Raw genomic sequence first — 18,268 nt, 5'->3', positions numbered from 1 at the left:
TTTGTGTCCTATTGTTTAAGATTTTGACTCCTTACAGCTGATAATCAGCATACATTGGCTTCACAGGCTGACTTTGACTTGAAGACTCGCTTATAGGCTGGTTTAAGGGCATTGGCTGCTCTACTACCTGCTGCTGAACGACCAGGTAAGGCTCGTCAACATACATGAGCTGCCGCTGTAATGCCATTAAAGAGTTTACAATACGAAGCGAGAGCCAGAACATGATGACACCAACTACAGAATAGAAAATATATTGTTGATTGATCGTCCAATCCATATTGAAATATTGGAACAAGCTATCTTGCAGAATGTCAACTTGAATCTCCTTCAGCAAGATGACATGAATGACAGGAAGAGCAATTAGTCCTAAACCTAACGCCACAAATACGACCATAAGAGTAAAAAACACGATACCGGTAACAAATTTCAGTAAAATCAGCATAACATTACGAATAAAGAGCTGTCCGTCAAAGGCACGAACCATCCGCATAAACCAGTTTTGCCCTGCTTGCATCTGCTTGTCATAGTTGAATATACTTGATTGCATTGGTAAACCAAGTATCTGCCTGATTATCCCTTGCTCAAACTTCACGATGCCCTGCAATAGCTTATCTACTGCAAAGAAAAGCGGAATACCGATAAACAGAGGCGTAAGTGCAATAGACAACGCAATACCTGTTACCATTAACGTAAAATAAACAATACTTAGCGGAAGCGACAATATAAAATATATAATCGTCGCGTATGTTTTCGGATTAAACAGAACCCATTTCACTTTTGCCGCTGGAGGAGAAGCTGCTTCAGTAACCTTCATTTTTTACACACCCTTTTATGTCGAAATAAGTTATGTATGCTCAATTACTTGAAGTATATCATCATTATCACCACAGCTTAACCGCCTTAAGGTCTATCTGAAACTAGCCTTTAGACCAGTATTCGTCTATTCCCGACTCGTCGATGGATTAGCTTATGCGGCTACAAATGGATTCTAAGAAACCTTCTCTAAAAGTCCAGCTAACGGGCAGAGACAACAATTCTCAATACAAAAAAACGGCATCTCTGCCGTTTTGCCCTATCATTTATTTATTAAGCTTCTTTTAGCTCGATTTACGATCCGCCTTGTTTCCTTTGTATCCGAAACCTTCAGCCACTGATCACAAATTTGCAGTACCCAATCAGAATTGGTTTTGCTAGCATCATTCAACCAATTGCTTACTGAATCCTGAACATATTTTTCCGGATCAGACATAACAAATTCTAAAAGCGGAAGCGCAATGGCCGGATTTTCTTTTAATGCAGTGATATGTTTTGCCCACACACCTTGTGGACGAGTTAATTCGATAGCAAATCTCCTAATATTCGCATCTTCATCACGAACCCAATCACCTAAATAATCAAGTGATTCTATTAAATCTCTGATGATTGACTCCCTTAATGCCATCCAAGCAATCTCACGTACACCAAAATGAGAATCTGCAGCAAACGGGCGAATACCTGTTAGTTTTTTATTTAAACTCCATCGTTGATTCTGACCAATCATATAGGCAGCCCAGCAGCGGACACTGTCTGAACGATGTCGAGATAACATAGCGCAAAGCCCAGAACGTTCTACCTCGGATTTGCAATCCAATAGCATTTGCCACTCACGCGCGATTGCAGGTATTATTTTCATAATTCTCTTTTCGGATAAATCATCCAGCCTTTGTATGATAGGTTTGGACTCCTTATCTAACCCTAAATCATACAGAACGTTTTGTAGTAGTACAACATGATCAACAGCAAGCCATTCAGTCAAATTGACTGTCTGTAATTGTCCCTTTTGCAGCAGTTCTACAACTTCATTCGGAATATCGCTTATCTTTCGAGCTCCTTTTCGCTGTAAAATTGCATCGGAAAACAGAATTACCTTTTCATTATCCATGGAAATCTTCCTTTCGCATACGATTTGAATATTTTGACAATCTCCTTTTTATTCATATGATAATGTTATATCGAGAAAATAAGATGTAATCTCATTCACAACTTATTTCCAAAAAGGCAACATTTAATAAGGCTCAACACCAAAATCAGTGCTTGAACAAATGGAATTGTGTCGATTGATGAACGCTGCGTGGACGGATTGTCCTTACGATCACTGCCCACCCCCAGATTTCTTGATCGCATACCGCTTATAACGGTAGAAATCCGGTGGCAAAGCATACGCTTACGAAGTAGTTTTCCTTTGGAAAACTTGTAGGCAAACGCTTCGCTTCTCCAGGAATCTAAGTTATATTCTTTTCCAAGATCTTTTCTCGATGTATATGTATTGTTCTAAATCCTGTCTTAATCATTTCTTCTTTAACAAGTTCCTGCAATGCTACAGTAACAGCTTCTCTGCTTGCTCCAATCAAATTAGCGATTTCTTGATGGGAAAGAGGAACACCAATTTTGTAATAATTATCATCGCTCTTAACCCCAAGCTGATCAGATAACTTCATAAGAACACACAAAATTTTATCATGCAGATTTCCAATAGCCAGATTTTGCGTTAAAAGACTCATACTATTAATGCGGTTGCTCAATACTTTCAATAGTGACATCATAAATCGAGGGCGATGACAAATGAATTCTTCAAATCTTTTACTATCAATTAGACAAATATGACTTTCGTCTATCGTTTCTATAAAATGTTCCCTTGTTCCAAACGAAATAATATCCATTTCACCAAATACATTTCCTTCATTGATTATATCGGAAGTAAATTGCTTACCTTCGGCATTTAGCTTATACAAGCGCACCTTCCCTTTTTTCACAAAGTAAAGCCCCTCTGTAAAAGTATCCGGTGTTTGAATAAACATATTTTTCGGAAAAGTTGTTATTGAAGTTAGTTGATCCATTTCTATTAAATCTTCCATGGATAGCGAATGAAGTAGATTGAATTGTGATAAGTATTGAATTTTATCCATTGCTCCTCCTCATAGATGCCAGAATACGTACAAAACAATAACACAAAGTGAAGCCTATGTTAAAGAATTACAACAAAAAAACGGCATCTCGGCCGTTTGTGTTTAAGGTATAGCGTATTCGGCAGATGAACCCTGAGTTAGTTGATCCGTTCATTAATATCTTTAACATGATCATCAATAACACGAACTTCGATCATTTCATTGCCCTTCATGAACTTGAAGACACCATTGTTGAAGTCTGTGCCTACTTCTTTATAGAAAATTCCCTCGTACTTATCTAAGTGCGTGTGATTGAAGCAAAGCCTGAAGCCTCCCTCTACCTCCAGTAAGTATGCACGGATCCCCTTTTCATAAAAGCCCTCTTGAACTTCCAATTCACGAGATACTGAAACAATGTGTAAATCGACGAATGGAATTTCACTCAGAAGCACATTAACTATGGAACCCTTCGTTATCATTTCCAAGCGACTCTGAGCTGTCTGTCCCAAAACGATTTGCGTCACATTTTTTTGCTTCGTTACATCGCTTATGACTTTTACAATAGGACGCTTCTCATTGTATTTCATAATGAACTGCTCAGCCCCGAGTTCTTCGGCGATTTTTTTCCATGCTGAAATAAGGTGATTTTTTTCGATATCCCACTCGTCCTTCGGTTGCCGATCGACTGTTAATACATACAGAGGACAATTAAGCATTTTAGCCATTTTTCCGCCTCTGCGAATAAGCCGTTCACCGTTGGGTCCATAATATACACAGACGAGTATGCATTCATCCATGCTTTTTGTCTTCATTGTTTCCGCTTCACCTCTGCTGAATGATAGCCTTAGAGTACATACAAAGCTAGATGTTGTCAAATTACATAAATATTTACAGGTATTATGAAATTGATTCAACTAAACTTAAGAAAAAGGAATGGACTCGTTGACCTTACTGCATATCGCTATACTGATACCCATTTTCTCCGTCCCGCTCATCCCGCTCCTGTACAAATATGTACATCGCATACATACGGGTTGGTTCGTCTTGGTTATTCCCGTCCTGCTGCTCCTCTTTTTTGGAAGCTATTATTCTATTCAACAACCGTTAGAGCCCGTCTTTCATTCCGCACCCTGGATTCCATCACTGAATATCCATTTCACAATCTATTTGGACAGCCTCTCGTTGCTGTTTGTTTTGCTTATTTCAGGCATAGGTGCCTTGGTCGTGTTCTACTCCATCTTCTATATGTCAAAAGATCGGGAGAAGCTACACCTCTTCTATGCTTACTTAATGCTCTTCATGTGTGCGATGCTTGGATCTGTTCTTTCAGACAACCTCCTTGTGCTATATGCATTCTGGGAGCTCACTAGCGTATCGTCCTTCTTACTAATCGCATTCTGGTATCATCGCAAAAGATCCCGCTACGGAGCTCAGAAATCAATGTTCATTACGATGGGCGGCGGATTCTCAATGCTGCTCGGCTTCATCATCCTGTATGTCGCATCAGGGACATTCAGCATCCGGGAGTTAATCCTACTGGGCGACCAAGTTTCGCAGCACTCGCTTTTTATTCCAGCGATGTTCTTCATCCTTCTCGGCGCTTTTACGAAGTCTGCACAATTCCCTTTTCATATCTGGTTGCCGGACGCAATGGAAGCCCCTACGCCTATCAGTGCTTATTTGCACTCCGCTACAATGGTCAAAGCAGGCGTATATCTCGTTGCTCGTTTAACCCCAATATTCGGTGGTCATCAGGAATGGTTCTGGACGATCACGATCATCGGACTTATTACTTTGTTAATTGGTTCCTTGAAGGCGATCCATCAGAGCGACCTTAAAGCTCTGCTCGCATTCTCGACTATTAGCCAAATTGGTTTAATTATGACCTTATTAGGTATTGGTTCTATGGCAATCAATACTCAGTATAGCGGCAGTTCTTTACTATTTGCAGGTGCTACGCTAGCAGCGATCTTTCATTTAATTAACCACTCGATCTTCAAAGGTTGTCTCTTTATGATGATTGGCATTCTCGATCATGAGACGGGTACGCGGGATATACGCCGCTTGGCTGGTTTGATCCATGTCATGCCCGTTTCATTCACCTTAACCATGATCGGTGCATTTTCCATGGCAGGTCTTCCTCCATTCAGCGGCTTCTTAAGCAAGGAAATGTTCTTTAGTGGTGTGCTTACGACTTCGCGTACGATGGATAGCTACTTCGTCTTTATACCGATTATCGCTTGGATCGCAAGCTTATTTACCTTTATATACTGCATGATTCTGATTTTCAAGGTATTCATAGGCCCTTATCAACCTAAGCCAATGGAGCGCAGGCCACATGAGGCACCAATGGGCATGCTTATCTCACCGATGATCTTAGCTGCTCTTGTCATCTTCTTGTTCTTCTTCCCAAATATAATCGCATCTTCCCTATTGGAACCAGCTGTCAAAGCGATTCTACCGCAGGCATTCGCAAGCGGCGCAGAGTGGCATGTTCATATTTCCGCATGGCACGGCTTCAGTACAGAGCTCTTTATGACCATAGGAATTGTCATTCTAGGATCGGTGCTTTATAAATATTTAACCGAGTTTCGCAATATTTACGAAAGCGTTCCGCTTAGATTCAGTTTGAATCAAGCCTATGATAATGGACTACTAGCAATGGAACGCATTTCAGGGATGATAATAAGATTCTATATGACCGGCTCGATAACCCATTACTTGTCCTATCTCTTCGTATTTTTGATTGTCATCGTCGGAGGCTCGCTATTTCTTCAGGGTCCTTTCATCCTTGATCTTTCGAACAATGCTCCCACCGAGTTATATGAGTATATGTTAGGCTTCACCATGGTCGCGGCAGCCATATACATGGTATTCACGAAATCTAGATTGATATCGATTATTGCCGTTAGCGTAATTGGCTATATCATTTCATTGTTTTTCGTTATCTTCCGTGCACCAGATTTAGCACTAACGCAGCTTGTAGTTGAAACGATTTCCACTGCGCTTTTCCTACTTTGCTTCTACTTCTTACCTAAGGTTAGCAAGTATGTGACATCCATGAAATTTCGCATTAGTCATGCCATCATTGCCATTGGAGTCGGATTGACCCTGACTTTAATCGGTCTATCGACGCAAGAGCATCATTTATTCGATTCAATTGCGGAATACTATAAGGATTCTTATACCCTTGCTGGAGCAAAAAATATGGTGAATGCTATTTTGGTTGACTTCCGAGCCTTCGATACGATGCTGGAAATTGTCGTTCTCTTCGCCGCAGGCGTAGGCATTTATACGTTAATTAAGCTTCGCCATGCAGAGAGGAAAGATCAATGAAATTCACCGATGTCTTTTTGCAGACTGCTATCAAAATTTTAGTATTCATTATCATGACCTTCTCCATCTATATTCTGTTCGCAGGGCATCACAATCCAGGAGGCGGGTTTATTGGCGGGCTGATTATATCTTCTGCCCTCGTCCTTCTGTACATTACATTCGATCTGCAATCGGTGCGTGATATCATTCCTGTCGATTTCAATCAATTGGCCGCTGTCGGCGTTATCGTCTCTATACTTACGGGAACAGCATCCTTCTTATTCGATGTTCCTTTCCTGACACAGACATTCACCTATGTAAATCTACCTCTGCTCGGCAAAACGGAGCTTGCATCAGCCGTCATTTTTGATTTAGGCGTATACATGGCTGTTATCGGAACGACAATGACGATCATTACGAGTATAAGTGAGGACCAACAATAATGGAGACATTCATAACAGTTATCGCTGGCATCCTGTATACAGTCGGAACCTATCTCATCCTGAGCAAAAGCCTGCTGCGGATCATTCTAGGGATAACCCTATTCTCTCACGCTACTCATCTGATGTTAATTGCCATTAATGGATTGAAAAAAGGAGCTGCTCCCCTTCTCGGAGAAAATGCCGCCAGCTATACCGATCCCGTGCCACAGGCACTGATTCTGACCTCAATCGTCATCAGTTTCGCATTAACCGCATTTCTTCTTGTGCTTGGTTATCGCACTTATGTAGAGGTAGGTACCGACTATATGAAACGATCAAGAGGTAACCCGCATGAATAATGTTCTAATTCTGCCGATCATCATTCCCCTTCTAACGGGAATGGTCATGATCTTCTATCGTCGCCGCGTACGTCTGCAGCAGTGGCTATCCGTCATAAGCATGCTGCTGACCATTGGAATTTCCGCCTCTATCATTCATCAAATTTCACGCCAAGGCATCCTTGTTCTCGATGTCGGCGGCTGGCAGGCTCCTTATGGCATCACGTTAGTCGGGGATATGCTTTCGGCCTTGCTCGTGCTGGTTGCAACGTTCGTCTGCCTAATGTGTACCCTGTTCGCTTTCGGTTCCACGAACAACGAACATAAGGTTCACTTCGTTTATCCCTACATTCTGTTGCTGCTTTGCGGTGTGAACGGTTCCTTCCTGACAGGCGACATTTTTAACCTATTCGTCTTTTTTGAAGTCATGCTGATCTCCTCCTATGTATTGCTCGCTCTCGGCGGAAAAAAGCTTCAGCTCCGTGAATCGATTAAGTATGTCATCATCAACATCCTTTCATCCACATTGTTCGTTATCGCGATTGCCTACTTGTATTCGATTACCGGAACCCTCAATATGGCTCATCTTTCTGAACGAATCGCAATAATCGGCCAAGACAGCCTGCTTACGACAGTTAGCTTCTTATTCCTGACTGTATTCGGTCTTAAATCAGGGTTATTCCTGTTCTTCTGGCTGCCTAGCTCCTACAGTGCGCCCCCTCCTGCGATCGCAGCCTTGTTTGCAGCTCTACTAACCAAGGTCGGAATTTATGCGATTATTCGAACATTTACATTGATTTTCTATCATCATCCAGAAATTACGCACACCGTCATCCTCTATATGGCGACCATCACAATGATACTAGGCGCGCTAGGTGCTATCTCTTATTGGGGAATCAAAAAAATTCTGGCTTACAACGTAATCATTGCCGTTGGATTTATCTTGTTCGGCGTTGGAATGGCGACCTTCGATTCATTGACAGGCGCCCTGTTTTACTTGATTCACGATATGCTGGCAAAAGCGCTTATTTTCATTCTAGGCGGAGCGATTATTTCGATCTTTGGATCGGACAAGCTTAAGAACTTTAGCGGCTTGCTACTATTTCGCCCATCGCTTGGATGGTTGTTTTTCATAGCTGCGCTCGCTCTTGCCGGAGTCCCACCGCTCAGTGGTTTCGTAGGCAAAGTGATCATCCTCAAGGAGGGCATTGATGAAGGCCATTTGATCATGTCGGTGATTGGGATTATAACGAGCCTCTTGGTGCTCTACTCCGTTATGAAAATCTTTATTCACAGCTTCTGGGGGGAGACACTCCTAAGCGAAGGGGATCAGAAAGCGACCGGCACCAGTGCCTTATTGCCAGGCTCTATTCTGGTTACATTAATTATTGCAATGGGACTCGGAGCGGAGTGGGTGCTCACCTATGTTAAGCAAGCTGCTGAGGTTATGATCAACCCATCCATCTACATCGACGCCGTCTTCAAAAGAATCGGTTAATGATTCAACCTAAGAAGTAAAGGATGTGACGGAAATAACAACTCAAATCTTATTAAATTTGTTGATTGCCTTCGTGTGGATGCTTCTCAACGAATCATGGAATATCGTCGTCTTTGGAATAGGTTACGCAATCGGATTCTTCGTTATATTCTTGATGCGTCGGTTCTTCCCTGAACAATTCTACGGCAGGAAAATTAATTTCATTATTAAATTATTCCTGCTCTTCACCTTTGAGCTTCTTAAATCTAGCGTCGTGGTCATTATGCAAGTTACCCGGCCAAAGCTCAACATTCAGCCGGGAATTTTTCGTTCCGAAACCGCACTGAAAACCGACTTGGAAATTACGCTGCTTTCTACTTTATTGAACCTGACCCCAGGCTCCGTGGTGATGGAAATTGATCCAGAGGCAGGTGTCATCTTCATCCATGCTATGGATGTAACGGCATTTCGCAATGGGATTACCCAAACACAGCATAAGTTTGAAAAGGCAATTATGGAGGTGATGCGATAATGTTCGATAAAATTATGCTCCTGGCCATGTTCCTGCTGTCGATCTCAGTTGTGATCGCTCTGTACCGCGTGATCAGGGGACCTTCTATACACGACCGCATACTGGCACTCGATTCAATCGGATACATCGTTATTGGAATTGTTGCAGTACACTCCATTATGCTGGATTCTCATGCCTATCTTGAAACGATACTGCTGATTGGTATATTGGCTTTTCTAAGCACGATTGCTTTAAGCAAGTACATGGAAGGAGGGGTTGTTGATGCACGCAAAAGCGATGATTGAAATTGTGGTCGGGATCTTAGTCATTACCGGCACTGTACTGAGTCTAATTAGCTCGCTAGGTATTATCCGCCTTCCGGATGTGTATAATCGGGCGCACGCTTCAACGAAAAGCGCAACGCTAGGTATCCTATGTATTTTATTAGGCGCGTTCTTTTATTTTATCTATACGCACGGAGTATCCAGTATCCGCTTATTACTCGGAATCGTATTCGTCTTCCTAACTGGCCCTGTCGCTGGACATATCATAATTCGTTCCGCCCATCGTTCGAAGGTCGTCCTTGCCGATATAAGCGTTCAGGACGATCTCCAGAACTATTTGGACAGTCAGAAGAATGTAGAATCTAAATGACATAAGTCTTTAAGTCGAGATCTGGCCTCTATCCCTTAGGCAGCTTTCGATATTCTGCTGGAGATGCTCCCATCATTTTTTTGAACAATCTTGAGAAATAATAGGGATCAAGAATCCCGAGCGTCAGGCTGATTTCCTTAATCGTGAGATCTGTTAGGATGAGCATTTGTCCTGCCTTCTGCATTTTTAGCCTCAGAAAGAAGTCAACTGGGGGATGTCCAGTTTCTTTGTTAAACAGATAGATTAAATGTTGTCTAGATAATCCAGTATGCTTAGCTAGATCGGAGAGCTTAAGGGAATCGCTTATGCAATCATTCATGTATTGTATAGCGCTTTCCATATAGCGCTCCTTTTTTGGGTCTTGGGAAGCACCCGCATGATACATACCTATACGGCTAATGAGATGTTGAATGATATGAGAAACATGAACTTGAATGGGCTTTGAATAGGTTTTATTTGAAATAAGGTCATAGCATAGCTTGAAATCATCCATGAACTTGGTGTTGCTCGATATATGAATAGGACCTTCATCGAGTCTATACATCTGAATCAAGGGAACTACATGCTCACCATGCAAATGAAACCAATAAATACTCCATGGAGCATGGGCGCTAGCACCATATCGGTGAGGAGTTCCTGCTGGTATGACAATTAATTGATGAGGGGTTATAGGGATACGCTCCTGGTCACAAAGCTGGGCCCAGCCTTCACCTTCTGTGCAATAAATAAAAATATGAGCTTCGCTGCCATCAAGCCGTTCCCTGAAATGAAATTGTGCTTTGGGGAAAATGCCGATATCGCTAATAAATAAATATTTTGTCAGTTCATCCTGTGCAAGCTCTTTCATTCTGTATTCAGGTATAACATATAGCTTTTGTTCATAAAAGCCGTCTTTTTTCAGTTGATTTTCCATATGCATCTCCCATAACATAAAAGAATATAATCTATACACAATTAAAACTCTACCATTTATTAATATAAAATTAAAATAACAATTAAGAATATAGTCCATTAACTTCAGCATTTTGTCAATTGGCATGTCATGAAAGTAACGGTACAGTATCAGTAAAGGAGGAATGTAATATGAAACTACAAACTGTTCAAGTATGGGAAGAACAAGTTGAGATCCCTACCTATAGTGTGGGAGAGCCCGAGAAAAATCCAATGTTTCTGGAAAAACGCGTCTATCAAGGCAGTTCAGGTCGGGTGTATCCTTACCCAGTGATTGATAAAATAGGCGATGATAAAATAACCCAAAGCTATCAAATCGTCATTCTTGAGAATGAATATGTTCGAATTGAGATCATGCCAGAGCTTGGTGGAAGAATCTATCGAGCACTGGATAAAACCAATAACTATGATTTTGTTTACTATAATAAAGTAATTAAACCCGCGCTCGTAGGTCTTACTGGGCCCTGGATCTCAGGTGGAATTGAATTCAACTGGCCACAGCACCATCGTCCAAATACATATGGTCCGGTTGAATATAGGTGCAAGCAAAATTCAGATGGAAGTGCAACCGTATGGGTCAGCGAGATTGATCGCATGTATGGCACCAAAGTGACGGCTGGTTTTACTTTATATCCCGGCAAGGCATATTTGGAAGTGTCAGGTCAACTTTATAATCGCACACCAGAACCACAGACGTTCTTATGGTGGGCTAATCCGGCAGTAGCAGTTAATGATTATACACAGTCTGTGTTTCCACCAGATGTAACCGCTGTTTTTGATCATGGGAAGCGTGATGTTTCCAAATTCCCGATTGCTACAGGCACTTATTACAAAATGGATTATTCTGCTGGCGTTGATATTTCTAGGTATAAAAACATCCCAGTTCCGACGTCCTACATGGCTTATAAATCGGATTACGACTTTGTAGGCGGTTACGATCATTCCGTTCAAGCAGGGATATTGCATGTGGCTAACCATCATATATCACCGGGCAAAAAGCAGTGGACTTGGGGCAACGGGGATTTCGGTCAAGCATGGGATCGGAATCTAACTGACGAGGATGGCCCTTACATTGAATTGATGACTGGCGTTTACACGGATAATCAACCTGACTTTTCCTGGCTTCAACCTTATGAGGAAAAGAAATTTAAGCAGTATTTTATGCCTTATAAGAACATAGGGGTAGTGAAAAATGCCACCATTGATGCAGCTGTCAGCTTAGAGATAGACGAGCTAAAGAATGAAGCAGTAGTTATGGCCTATGCAACAGCCTTATTTACGAATGCGAGTATTGAGCTAAAGGGAAAACAGCGGATTTATTTACAAGAAACGATTGCTTTGTCTCCAGTAGATACATTCCAAACCCTTATTCAACTGGATGAAGAAGATCAGCCACATGATTTAAAGATATCCATTCGTTCTGCTGATGGCAGATTGCTAGTATCCTATAGTCCATCTAAACCATCGATTGAGGAGTTGCCTGATGCAGCCAAGCCATTGCCGGAGCCGCAGGAACTTAAAACAAATGAACAACTGTACTTGGCGGGGTTACACCTCGAGCAATACCGTCATGCTACATTCGAACCGGATAACTACTATTTAGAAGGATTGAAGCGTGATCCAGCTGATATACGAATTAACGTAGCCTATGGAACACTATTACTGCGCCGTGGTTTATTTAGCAGAGCCGAAGCGTATTTCCGAACTGCTGTGAAGTCTTTGATCTCGCGCAACCCCAATCCTTATGACAGTGAAGCTTACTATCAGCTAGGCTTATCTTTGAAGCTTCAAAATCGTCTAGAAGAGGCTTATGCTGCATTTTATAAGAGTGTATGGTCTGCTGCTTGGCAAGACAGTGGATATTTCTCACTATCGCAAATCGCCTGTGAGCAAGGAAACTTGGTAGATGCCCTTGATTTGATTGATCGGTCTCTCATTCGCAACAGTCATAACTACAAAGCTCGCCACCTAAAAGCAGTTCTCCTTCGCAAATTAGGCCGTTTGGATGAAGCACAATCTTGGGTTCAAGAAACATTAAAGCTTGATATTGCTGATTTTGGTGCTTATAACGAAAGTTATTTAATCTCTTTAGCACAAGGAGATGCAGATCGTGGAACAGAAGCGCTTGCGACTTTGACTAATTTCATGCGTGGTGATGTGCATAATTACTTGAATCTTGCTACGGATTATGCTGAATGCGGTCTTAGGGATGAGGCGATAGAGGTTCTGAATCGAATTGTTACTGATGCAACTACAGATGTGTATCCGATATTGCTGTACACCTTAGGATATGTTCATCACAAAGCAGGTCATCATGAGCTGGCGATTCAATATAATCAGGCCGGAAAAGTCGCATCAGCTGATTATTGCTTCCCTAATCGATTATTTGAATTAATCGTTCTCGAACATGCAGTTACTGCGCATCCAGAAGACTATAAAGCGCACTATTATTTAGGTAACTGGATGTATGATAAGAAAAGACATGAGGAAGCTATCTGCCACTGGGAACAATCCCGCTCCATTCAAGATGATTTAGCTACAGTTCATCGTAATCTCGCGCTGGCATATTACAATAAGAAGAATGATGCTGAGGCAGCACGAGTATCACTAGAGAAAGCATTTGCTTGTCAGCCGAATGATGCTAGAATCCTATTCGAACTTGATCAGCTTTATACAAAGCTGGGATATGAATCGATTAGACGATTTAAGATTCTAGAGGATAACAGATCCTTGGTATCCAAACGTGATGACTTGTACATGGAGTATGTCACATTGCTAAATTCATTAGGCAATTTTGAGCAGGCAGTGCAAGCTCTGAACTCCCGGAAATTCCACCCATGGGAGGGAGGAGAAGGCAAAGTGACGGGGCAATATGTATTCGCCCATGTAGAGTTAGCTAAACAAGCATTAAAGAATCACGCATATGAGCAAGCCATCGAGCTCTTGAATAAAACCTTGGTTTATCCCGAGAATCTAGGGGAAGGAAAGCTATCTGGCGCGCAAGAAAATCATATTTTCTACTACTTAGGCTGTGCTTTAGAGGGTTTGAACCGATTAGAGGAGGCACAGGAGTGCTTTAAGATAGCATCCTTAGGTCTAGACGAACCAACGAGTGCGATGTACTATAACGATCAGCCGCCCGAAATGATCTTCTATCAAGGGATGTCATGGCTCAAATTGAATCAGGACAAGGAAGCCAAACGTCGCTTTAACAAGTTGATCGATTATGCTGAGAAGCTCCTGTTCGAAGATGTGAAAATCGATTATTTTGCGGTATCTCTGCCGGAATTCCTCGTATTTGAAGATGATATGAATAAACGGAATCAGATTCATTGCTACTTTATGATGGGACTAGGGCTGTTAGGTTTAGGTAAATTGGCGCAAGCAAAGGAGCAGTTAGAAAAAGTGCTATTGATGGATATTAATCATCAAGGTGCAAGATTACATCTTCACATGTGTTGTTAACTATTGGCTTGATAAATACGAGAAGGACTTCTTAGGAAGTCCTTCTTAAGCTTAATCCAAAACAAAAGAAACCAATCCTTGATAAAGTGTAAGTGTCAAGAAGAAACGGCTTCGCCGTCCTTAAAGGAGGCGCGTTTCTTAAGGTGATACTTAGAATTTATATAATGAAAGTTATAAATTCTATATCACGAACAAACACCAACCATTAGGAGAGGTTTCTTTTGTACGTTCAAACTATTGCATGCAACTTCCATTTATTCTCTCCATACGCCTCCATAAAACCGGCCCTTCGGCAGCATCTTCCCACGGTTCAAAATGCGGTAGCATGACTTCATGCCAATTTACCGGAGACTGCTGCGTATTTAGAAGTCCTTGAGGCTTCTGCTCACTGAGTAAACCTGGCAACTCATGATAAGAAAATAACCAGGTACCGAGTGCTCCGATCATATAGGTTTGATTAAAGCTGGTTGTTGATTCTTCCTGCTTCTGATAATGATAAAAAATATAACTCGATACTTTTTCTGTCTTTAAACGCGCAATTGAGCCAATCCGCTCATCTATTTGGCGGTCGCCACGCCAAGAAGCCGGGTTAGACGGCACCCCATCGTGAAAAACATCGATTAAGGGTACCGCCAACCGGCATATTGCTTCTGCTTGGTTATCATTGTTTAGTGGATCAGGAGGCCATATCTCAAGCATAAGGCTGTAGTGTTGTGGCCAGTTCCACTGTATTTGTTCTGAATTGCTAATCGCTTCCGCGTAAACAAACACAAACAAATCCAAAACAAAAATTGAGACCTCCGATAACCCTTGCTCTGTCCATCCTCCGCGAAGCGTATCCATGTCCGCATCCACGGCTAGGCGGAACTCGCTTCCTGACTCACAACGAAGCTGGGAGTAATACAACAATCGTTTCATTAGATGGACATCTCCTTACCAGAATGTATCCTGTATCCCGCGAAGTTTTAGAATCGCTTCTGCATAGAAAAAGTCACCGTAAATGATCGGGACGTTCACATGCGTTTTTTTGGGGCTATTCGCTGTACCAAACAGTAAAATCGCTTCTTCATTCGGATCATCCCAAGTCGCACATCTTTCGTCCAGCTTGCGAAGCAGCTTTTCGGCCGCACCGCGATACAATTGCGCTTCACTGTCTGAAACCAAAAGACTGAGCTCCAGCATGCCGCTCGCTGCACAAGCTGACGCCGACGAGTCCATGGCCATTCCTTCTTCCCAAGGTGCTCGGAAATCCCATGGCGGCAATCCATCCTCCGGCACATTTGCAAGAAAGAAATGAGCTGCGCGCTTGGCAGCATCGATATATCTTGCATCTCCGGTATATCGAGCACTCATCGCCATACCATAGATGGCCCATGCGGTACCACGAGACCAGGCTGAATCCGGTGAATAACCTTGTCCACCAAGCGCTTCCAGACGCTCACCGGTCTCTGGATCAAAGCACACAATATGGTGTGTCGATCCATCGGGACGAAGAAACTCATGCAATGTTGTATCTGCATGCAGCGTGGCGATATGACGAAACCGAGGGTCATCTGACTCCTCGCTAGCCCAGTACAACAACGGCAAATTCATCATGCAATCGATAATCGCCCAACCGATCCGTTCTGGCTGATTCCAGGCACGAATGAACTGGCCTTTTGCGTTGTAGCGACCCGCTAGATGACTCGCTGCCGTCATGGCCCGTCGCTTGGAATCTTCACTGCCAAGCACCTTAAACTGCGCGACAGATGACAAGCTCCACATGAAGCCTACGTCATGATGAAGCGGGTAATAGTCATGGAGAACAGGGTCCATTTTCGCTTCTATAAGTGCTGCGACTTCTTTCAAGCGATCATTCTTCGTTTCGCGATAGACAAGCCACAGTAGACCCGGCAAGAAACCGTTCGTCCACCAATCCGCTTCTTCTCGATTATATTTACCGTTGTATGAAGCGTAGGGAAAATCAGCACCAATCGAATCACACATGGTCTCAACCTTGCCAATAATTTTTTCCCAAGTCTCATCGGGCCAACGAAGACTTGCAGCTTCATCTTGCAAATGTAAGTTAGACATGCTCAAACTCCTCCTTGTCTCCGTGAAGCCCTTGCCGCAGAACTAGATCCAGCAAATTTAAGAGCTTTCTTTGTCTGTTATTAAAGCAAAATGCAGTTTGATTTCATGCTTATCCTTGCGTGTCCATTGTGCAATCTGATAATGACCATTTCGATTCGGCATTCGGCCGGGCAGCAGTTCCATTTCTACGTGACCCTCTGCTTCGTCTGCCCATACGATATAGGTCACATGACCATATTTCACGGTTACCTTGTTACCAACACAAACGATCGTCGAGTGATCCGTCCCGTTCGTCACCAGTAGCGGAACCGTTACGCCAACGGCAGTCAGCTCCGCTGAATCGGCGGGAATCATTGTCCAACTGGCCGTTACGCCATCCTGACCCAGTCTATAGCACTCCTCAATGCTTTCCACACTGCCATTACCTGGTCTAGGAAGAACGTCGTTTACGGCACGAGCATAAACTTCCAATACGTTTGCGCCAGGAGTATTCGGATCAAGTTCATAATATTTGGGCTGCGGATTGGCGGTATGCTTGATCGTAAAGCATAGCTCATCCTCACCGTCGCCTGTATTTGCAACCATAAGGTCAGATTTCCAGTGTAACTTCTCAGCATCTAAAGGTAGACCAGCAGCATTCAGAGCATGGAACACCTCATGCTTTCTGCGACCGTAATTAGCTAATCGATGCCAAGCTCCGTGCTCATCTCGCCACATAGGACCAATCGCAGCTGGAAAGAGCGGAGCCGGAATCGTCTGCTTAGAACGATAAAATATCCAAGGTATCTCCCCATCGAGCCCTGCAATCCCTGTAGACAATGCGGTTTCTTCCGGGACACCTGCCCGATGCAGCCGCACAAAACCCGTAGCGTCTTGGCCCATCTGCGCTGCCGTATCAATGATCATATGGTAGCTGCCCTGCTTCATGCCCGTTGTGGCATAAATGCGATTAAAGGAAGTCAAATTGAGTACATAACCTCCAACATCACAGGGTGCTGCGACTTCCTCGATAGAATCATCCGCGTCCAAATAACACGATACCGCGATTTGTGCCGCATACAAGCTATAAGTCGAATGGTAGGCGTAAAACTCATAGCCCACACGATCTCCAGTCGGAAATCGATTTTTAAATAATCGGAATTGGGTTGGATCGTTAACCCATCCAAGAATCGATTGTAAGGCTAGATGAGCTGCACGTTTAAATGTACTTGCCCAGACTAAATCTCCATTACGCTTAGAGTAAGCAGCTTCTCTTTCGCAGATATGAATAAAGGTCAACTCGTTCCACACCAACTGACTGCTTCTACCGCCACAGCTCGTTGCACCAGTTACGGATTGCATAAACAGCATCGTACGTGCCCCGCGATGGAGAAGATTCTGCAGCAGATCAGCCCCAGGTCCTTGGTAGCCTGCCTCGAGCACGCCGCTTAACTGATCTCTTGCAGCCAAATCATATGCAGCTGGTAAATTAGGATCCCGGTACAGCCCCTCCGGTGTAAAACGTGGCAGCTGATAAGGCAAATATTTATCGATAAAGGCAGTGGAATCCGTTAGTCCAGCGCGAACTCGCATCATCTCACCGTGCATCGCATAAGTGGCCCAGTTGCGGACTTGCCGAAGGTCTGGAAAGTTTCGCTGCGTTTGCGAATAGGTTTGCTCAGGCTCGACACGCTGCAAATGGTTGCGCCAGCTTTCAACTCGCGAAGGATCGGCTATACCGGATAACAGCTCATATGCCTTAACCAGCATGTGTGATGTAAAATCTGCATGGTCATCCGGAACCTGATTTTCGCCCAAACAGAAGCTAGCCCAGTCCATCGCTTTCAAAATCGCCTCTTGAAGATCCGCACATCTTCCCGCTTGAAGAAGCACAGCGCCAGCCTTAACGAATGAAGCCGTCGCATATTCATGCTCTTTGCCATCCACCGGATCAACAACGCCACCTTGTTCATTCAAGAAAGGCACAAAAGCACGTAACCGGCCTTCGGCAAAATCCAAATAATGCTCTTTTCTTATGTCCGTTGTCTTGACTAACACGTGAGGCTGCCTTGACTTGAACATTTCGATCTGCTCAGTTAACGGATCAGCCGTTGCTAGATGATTTAAGTAAGACGTATGTGTATCCATCACTTGCTCTC

16 protein-coding genes are annotated in these 18,268 nt (G+C 43.2%); 8 read left to right on the top strand and 8 right to left on the bottom strand.

Annotation, left to right across the window (positions count from 1 at the left end; translation table 11 throughout):
• Window positions 1-31: 31 nt before the first annotated feature.
• From AC1DOK_RS03175 to AC1DOK_RS03160, 4 genes are all read right to left on the bottom strand, one after another.
• Window positions 32-814, bottom strand: a complete 783-nt coding sequence (locus tag AC1DOK_RS03175) for a sensor domain-containing protein (RefSeq protein WP_477552784.1) — start codon at window positions 812-814, stop codon at window positions 32-34.
• Window positions 815-1,075: 261 nt separating this feature from the next.
• Complete coding sequence (locus tag AC1DOK_RS03170; protein ID WP_477552783.1) at window positions 1,076-1,921, bottom strand: DNA alkylation repair protein; 846 nt, start codon at window positions 1,919-1,921, stop codon at window positions 1,076-1,078.
• A 340-nt stretch (window positions 1,922-2,261) separates the two neighbouring features.
• On the bottom strand, window positions 2,262-2,945 hold the full coding sequence (locus tag AC1DOK_RS03165) for a Crp/Fnr family transcriptional regulator (RefSeq protein ID WP_477552782.1): 684 nt from the start codon (window positions 2,943-2,945) through the stop codon (window positions 2,262-2,264).
• Window positions 2,946-3,082: 137 nt separating this feature from the next.
• Entirely contained in the window at window positions 3,083-3,736 is a 654-nt protein-coding gene (locus AC1DOK_RS03160) for a histidine kinase (RefSeq protein ID WP_477552781.1), read from the bottom strand.
• Window positions 3,737-3,866: 130 nt separating this feature from the next.
• Between AC1DOK_RS03160 and AC1DOK_RS03155 the strand changes: the two genes are divergently transcribed.
• Genes AC1DOK_RS03155 through mnhG form a run of 7 tightly spaced genes read left to right on the top strand, consistent with a single transcriptional unit; the run spans window position 3,867 to window position 9,641 of the window.
• Window positions 3,867-6,260 (top strand): Na+/H+ antiporter subunit A, encoded by a 2,394-nt coding sequence (locus tag AC1DOK_RS03155; protein ID WP_477553088.1) that lies wholly within the window; start codon window positions 3,867-3,869, stop codon window positions 6,258-6,260.
• Entirely contained in the window at window positions 6,257-6,682 is a 426-nt protein-coding gene (locus AC1DOK_RS03150; protein ID WP_477552780.1) for a Na(+)/H(+) antiporter subunit B, read from the top strand. The genes AC1DOK_RS03155 and AC1DOK_RS03150 overlap by 4 nt, the downstream gene beginning before the upstream one ends.
• Window positions 6,682-7,020, top strand: coding sequence for a Na(+)/H(+) antiporter subunit C (locus AC1DOK_RS03145; protein WP_477552779.1), 339 nt, complete (start codon window positions 6,682-6,684; stop codon window positions 7,018-7,020). The genes AC1DOK_RS03150 and AC1DOK_RS03145 overlap by 1 nt, the downstream gene beginning before the upstream one ends.
• Window positions 7,013-8,497 (top strand): Na+/H+ antiporter subunit D, encoded by a 1,485-nt coding sequence (locus tag AC1DOK_RS03140; RefSeq protein WP_477552778.1) that lies wholly within the window; start codon window positions 7,013-7,015, stop codon window positions 8,495-8,497. The genes AC1DOK_RS03145 and AC1DOK_RS03140 overlap by 8 nt, the downstream gene beginning before the upstream one ends.
• Before the next feature lie 25 nt (window positions 8,498-8,522).
• Window positions 8,523-9,008, top strand: coding sequence for a Na+/H+ antiporter subunit E (locus AC1DOK_RS03135; protein WP_477552777.1), 486 nt, complete (start codon window positions 8,523-8,525; stop codon window positions 9,006-9,008).
• Entirely contained in the window at window positions 9,008-9,292 is a 285-nt protein-coding gene (locus AC1DOK_RS03130; RefSeq protein WP_477552776.1) for a Na(+)/H(+) antiporter subunit F1, read from the top strand. The genes AC1DOK_RS03135 and AC1DOK_RS03130 overlap by 1 nt, the downstream gene beginning before the upstream one ends.
• Window positions 9,270-9,641, top strand: coding sequence for a monovalent cation/H(+) antiporter subunit G (mnhG, locus tag AC1DOK_RS03125; protein ID WP_477552775.1), 372 nt, complete (start codon window positions 9,270-9,272; stop codon window positions 9,639-9,641). The genes AC1DOK_RS03130 and mnhG overlap by 23 nt, the downstream gene beginning before the upstream one ends.
• Window positions 9,642-9,669: 28 nt before the next feature.
• Here the strand turns inward: mnhG and AC1DOK_RS03120 are convergent, their stop codons facing one another.
• A complete protein-coding gene (locus AC1DOK_RS03120) occupies window positions 9,670-10,554 on the bottom strand; it encodes a helix-turn-helix transcriptional regulator (protein WP_477552774.1) in 885 nt (294 codons plus the stop codon).
• A 170-nt stretch (window positions 10,555-10,724) separates the two neighbouring features.
• On the opposite strand from AC1DOK_RS03120, the gene AC1DOK_RS03115 reads away from it, so the two are divergent.
• Window positions 10,725-14,057: a tetratricopeptide repeat protein gene (locus AC1DOK_RS03115; protein ID WP_477552773.1), complete on the top strand. Its 3,333-nt coding sequence runs from the start codon at window positions 10,725-10,727 to the stop codon at window positions 14,055-14,057.
• 234 nt (window positions 14,058-14,291) lie between these two features.
• On the opposite strand, the gene AC1DOK_RS03110 is transcribed toward AC1DOK_RS03115, so the two are convergent.
• The 3 genes from AC1DOK_RS03110 to AC1DOK_RS03100 are packed head-to-tail and all read right to left on the bottom strand — an operon-like array spanning window position 14,292 to window position 18,257.
• The gene (locus AC1DOK_RS03110; protein WP_477552772.1) at window positions 14,292-14,966 is read right to left on the bottom strand and encodes a hypothetical protein; all 675 of its coding nucleotides are present in this window, start codon (window positions 14,964-14,966) and stop codon (window positions 14,292-14,294) included.
• A 24-nt stretch (window positions 14,967-14,990) separates the two neighbouring features.
• Window positions 14,991-16,130, bottom strand: a complete 1,140-nt coding sequence (locus AC1DOK_RS03105) for a glycoside hydrolase family 88 protein (protein WP_477552771.1) — start codon at window positions 16,128-16,130, stop codon at window positions 14,991-14,993.
• A 57-nt stretch (window positions 16,131-16,187) separates the two neighbouring features.
• Window positions 16,188-18,257 (bottom strand): hypothetical protein, encoded by a 2,070-nt coding sequence (locus tag AC1DOK_RS03100; protein ID WP_477552770.1) that lies wholly within the window; start codon window positions 18,255-18,257, stop codon window positions 16,188-16,190.
• Window positions 18,258-18,268 lie beyond the last annotated feature (11 nt).

This window comes from Paenibacillus sp. P5_B5, from assembly GCF_056400365.1.
This window is presented reverse-complemented; position numbering and strand designations above follow the sequence as displayed.

What these genes read in the sequence shown, in the direction of transcription:
- AC1DOK_RS03175 (WP_477552784.1), bottom strand. Translation starts at nt 814, where the DNA reads ATGAAGGTTACTGAAGCAGCTTCTCCTCCAGCGGCAAAAGTGAAATGG.
- AC1DOK_RS03170 (WP_477552783.1), bottom strand. Translation starts at nt 1,921, where the DNA reads ATGGATAATGAAAAGGTAATTCTGTTTTCCGATGCAATTTTACAGCGA.
- AC1DOK_RS03165 (WP_477552782.1), bottom strand. Translation starts at nt 2,945, where the DNA reads ATGGATAAAATTCAATACTTATCACAATTCAATCTACTTCATTCGCTA.
- AC1DOK_RS03160 (WP_477552781.1), bottom strand. Translation starts at nt 3,736, where the DNA reads ATGAAGACAAAAAGCATGGATGAATGCATACTCGTCTGTGTATATTAT.
- AC1DOK_RS03150 (WP_477552780.1), top strand. Translation starts at nt 6,257, where the DNA reads ATGAAATTCACCGATGTCTTTTTGCAGACTGCTATCAAAATTTTAGTA.
- AC1DOK_RS03145 (WP_477552779.1), top strand. Translation starts at nt 6,682, where the DNA reads ATGGAGACATTCATAACAGTTATCGCTGGCATCCTGTATACAGTCGGA.
- AC1DOK_RS03140 (WP_477552778.1), top strand. Translation starts at nt 7,013, where the DNA reads ATGAATAATGTTCTAATTCTGCCGATCATCATTCCCCTTCTAACGGGA.
- AC1DOK_RS03130 (WP_477552776.1), top strand. Translation starts at nt 9,008, where the DNA reads ATGTTCGATAAAATTATGCTCCTGGCCATGTTCCTGCTGTCGATCTCA.
- mnhG (WP_477552775.1), top strand. Translation starts at nt 9,270, where the DNA reads ATGCACGCAAAAGCGATGATTGAAATTGTGGTCGGGATCTTAGTCATT.
- AC1DOK_RS03120 (WP_477552774.1), bottom strand. Translation starts at nt 10,554, where the DNA reads ATGGAAAATCAACTGAAAAAAGACGGCTTTTATGAACAAAAGCTATAT.
- AC1DOK_RS03115 (WP_477552773.1), top strand. Translation starts at nt 10,725, where the DNA reads ATGAAACTACAAACTGTTCAAGTATGGGAAGAACAAGTTGAGATCCCT.
- AC1DOK_RS03105 (WP_477552771.1), bottom strand. Translation starts at nt 16,130, where the DNA reads ATGTCTAACTTACATTTGCAAGATGAAGCTGCAAGTCTTCGTTGGCCC.
- AC1DOK_RS03100 (WP_477552770.1), bottom strand. Translation starts at nt 18,257, where the DNA reads ATGGATACACATACGTCTTACTTAAATCATCTAGCAACGGCTGATCCG.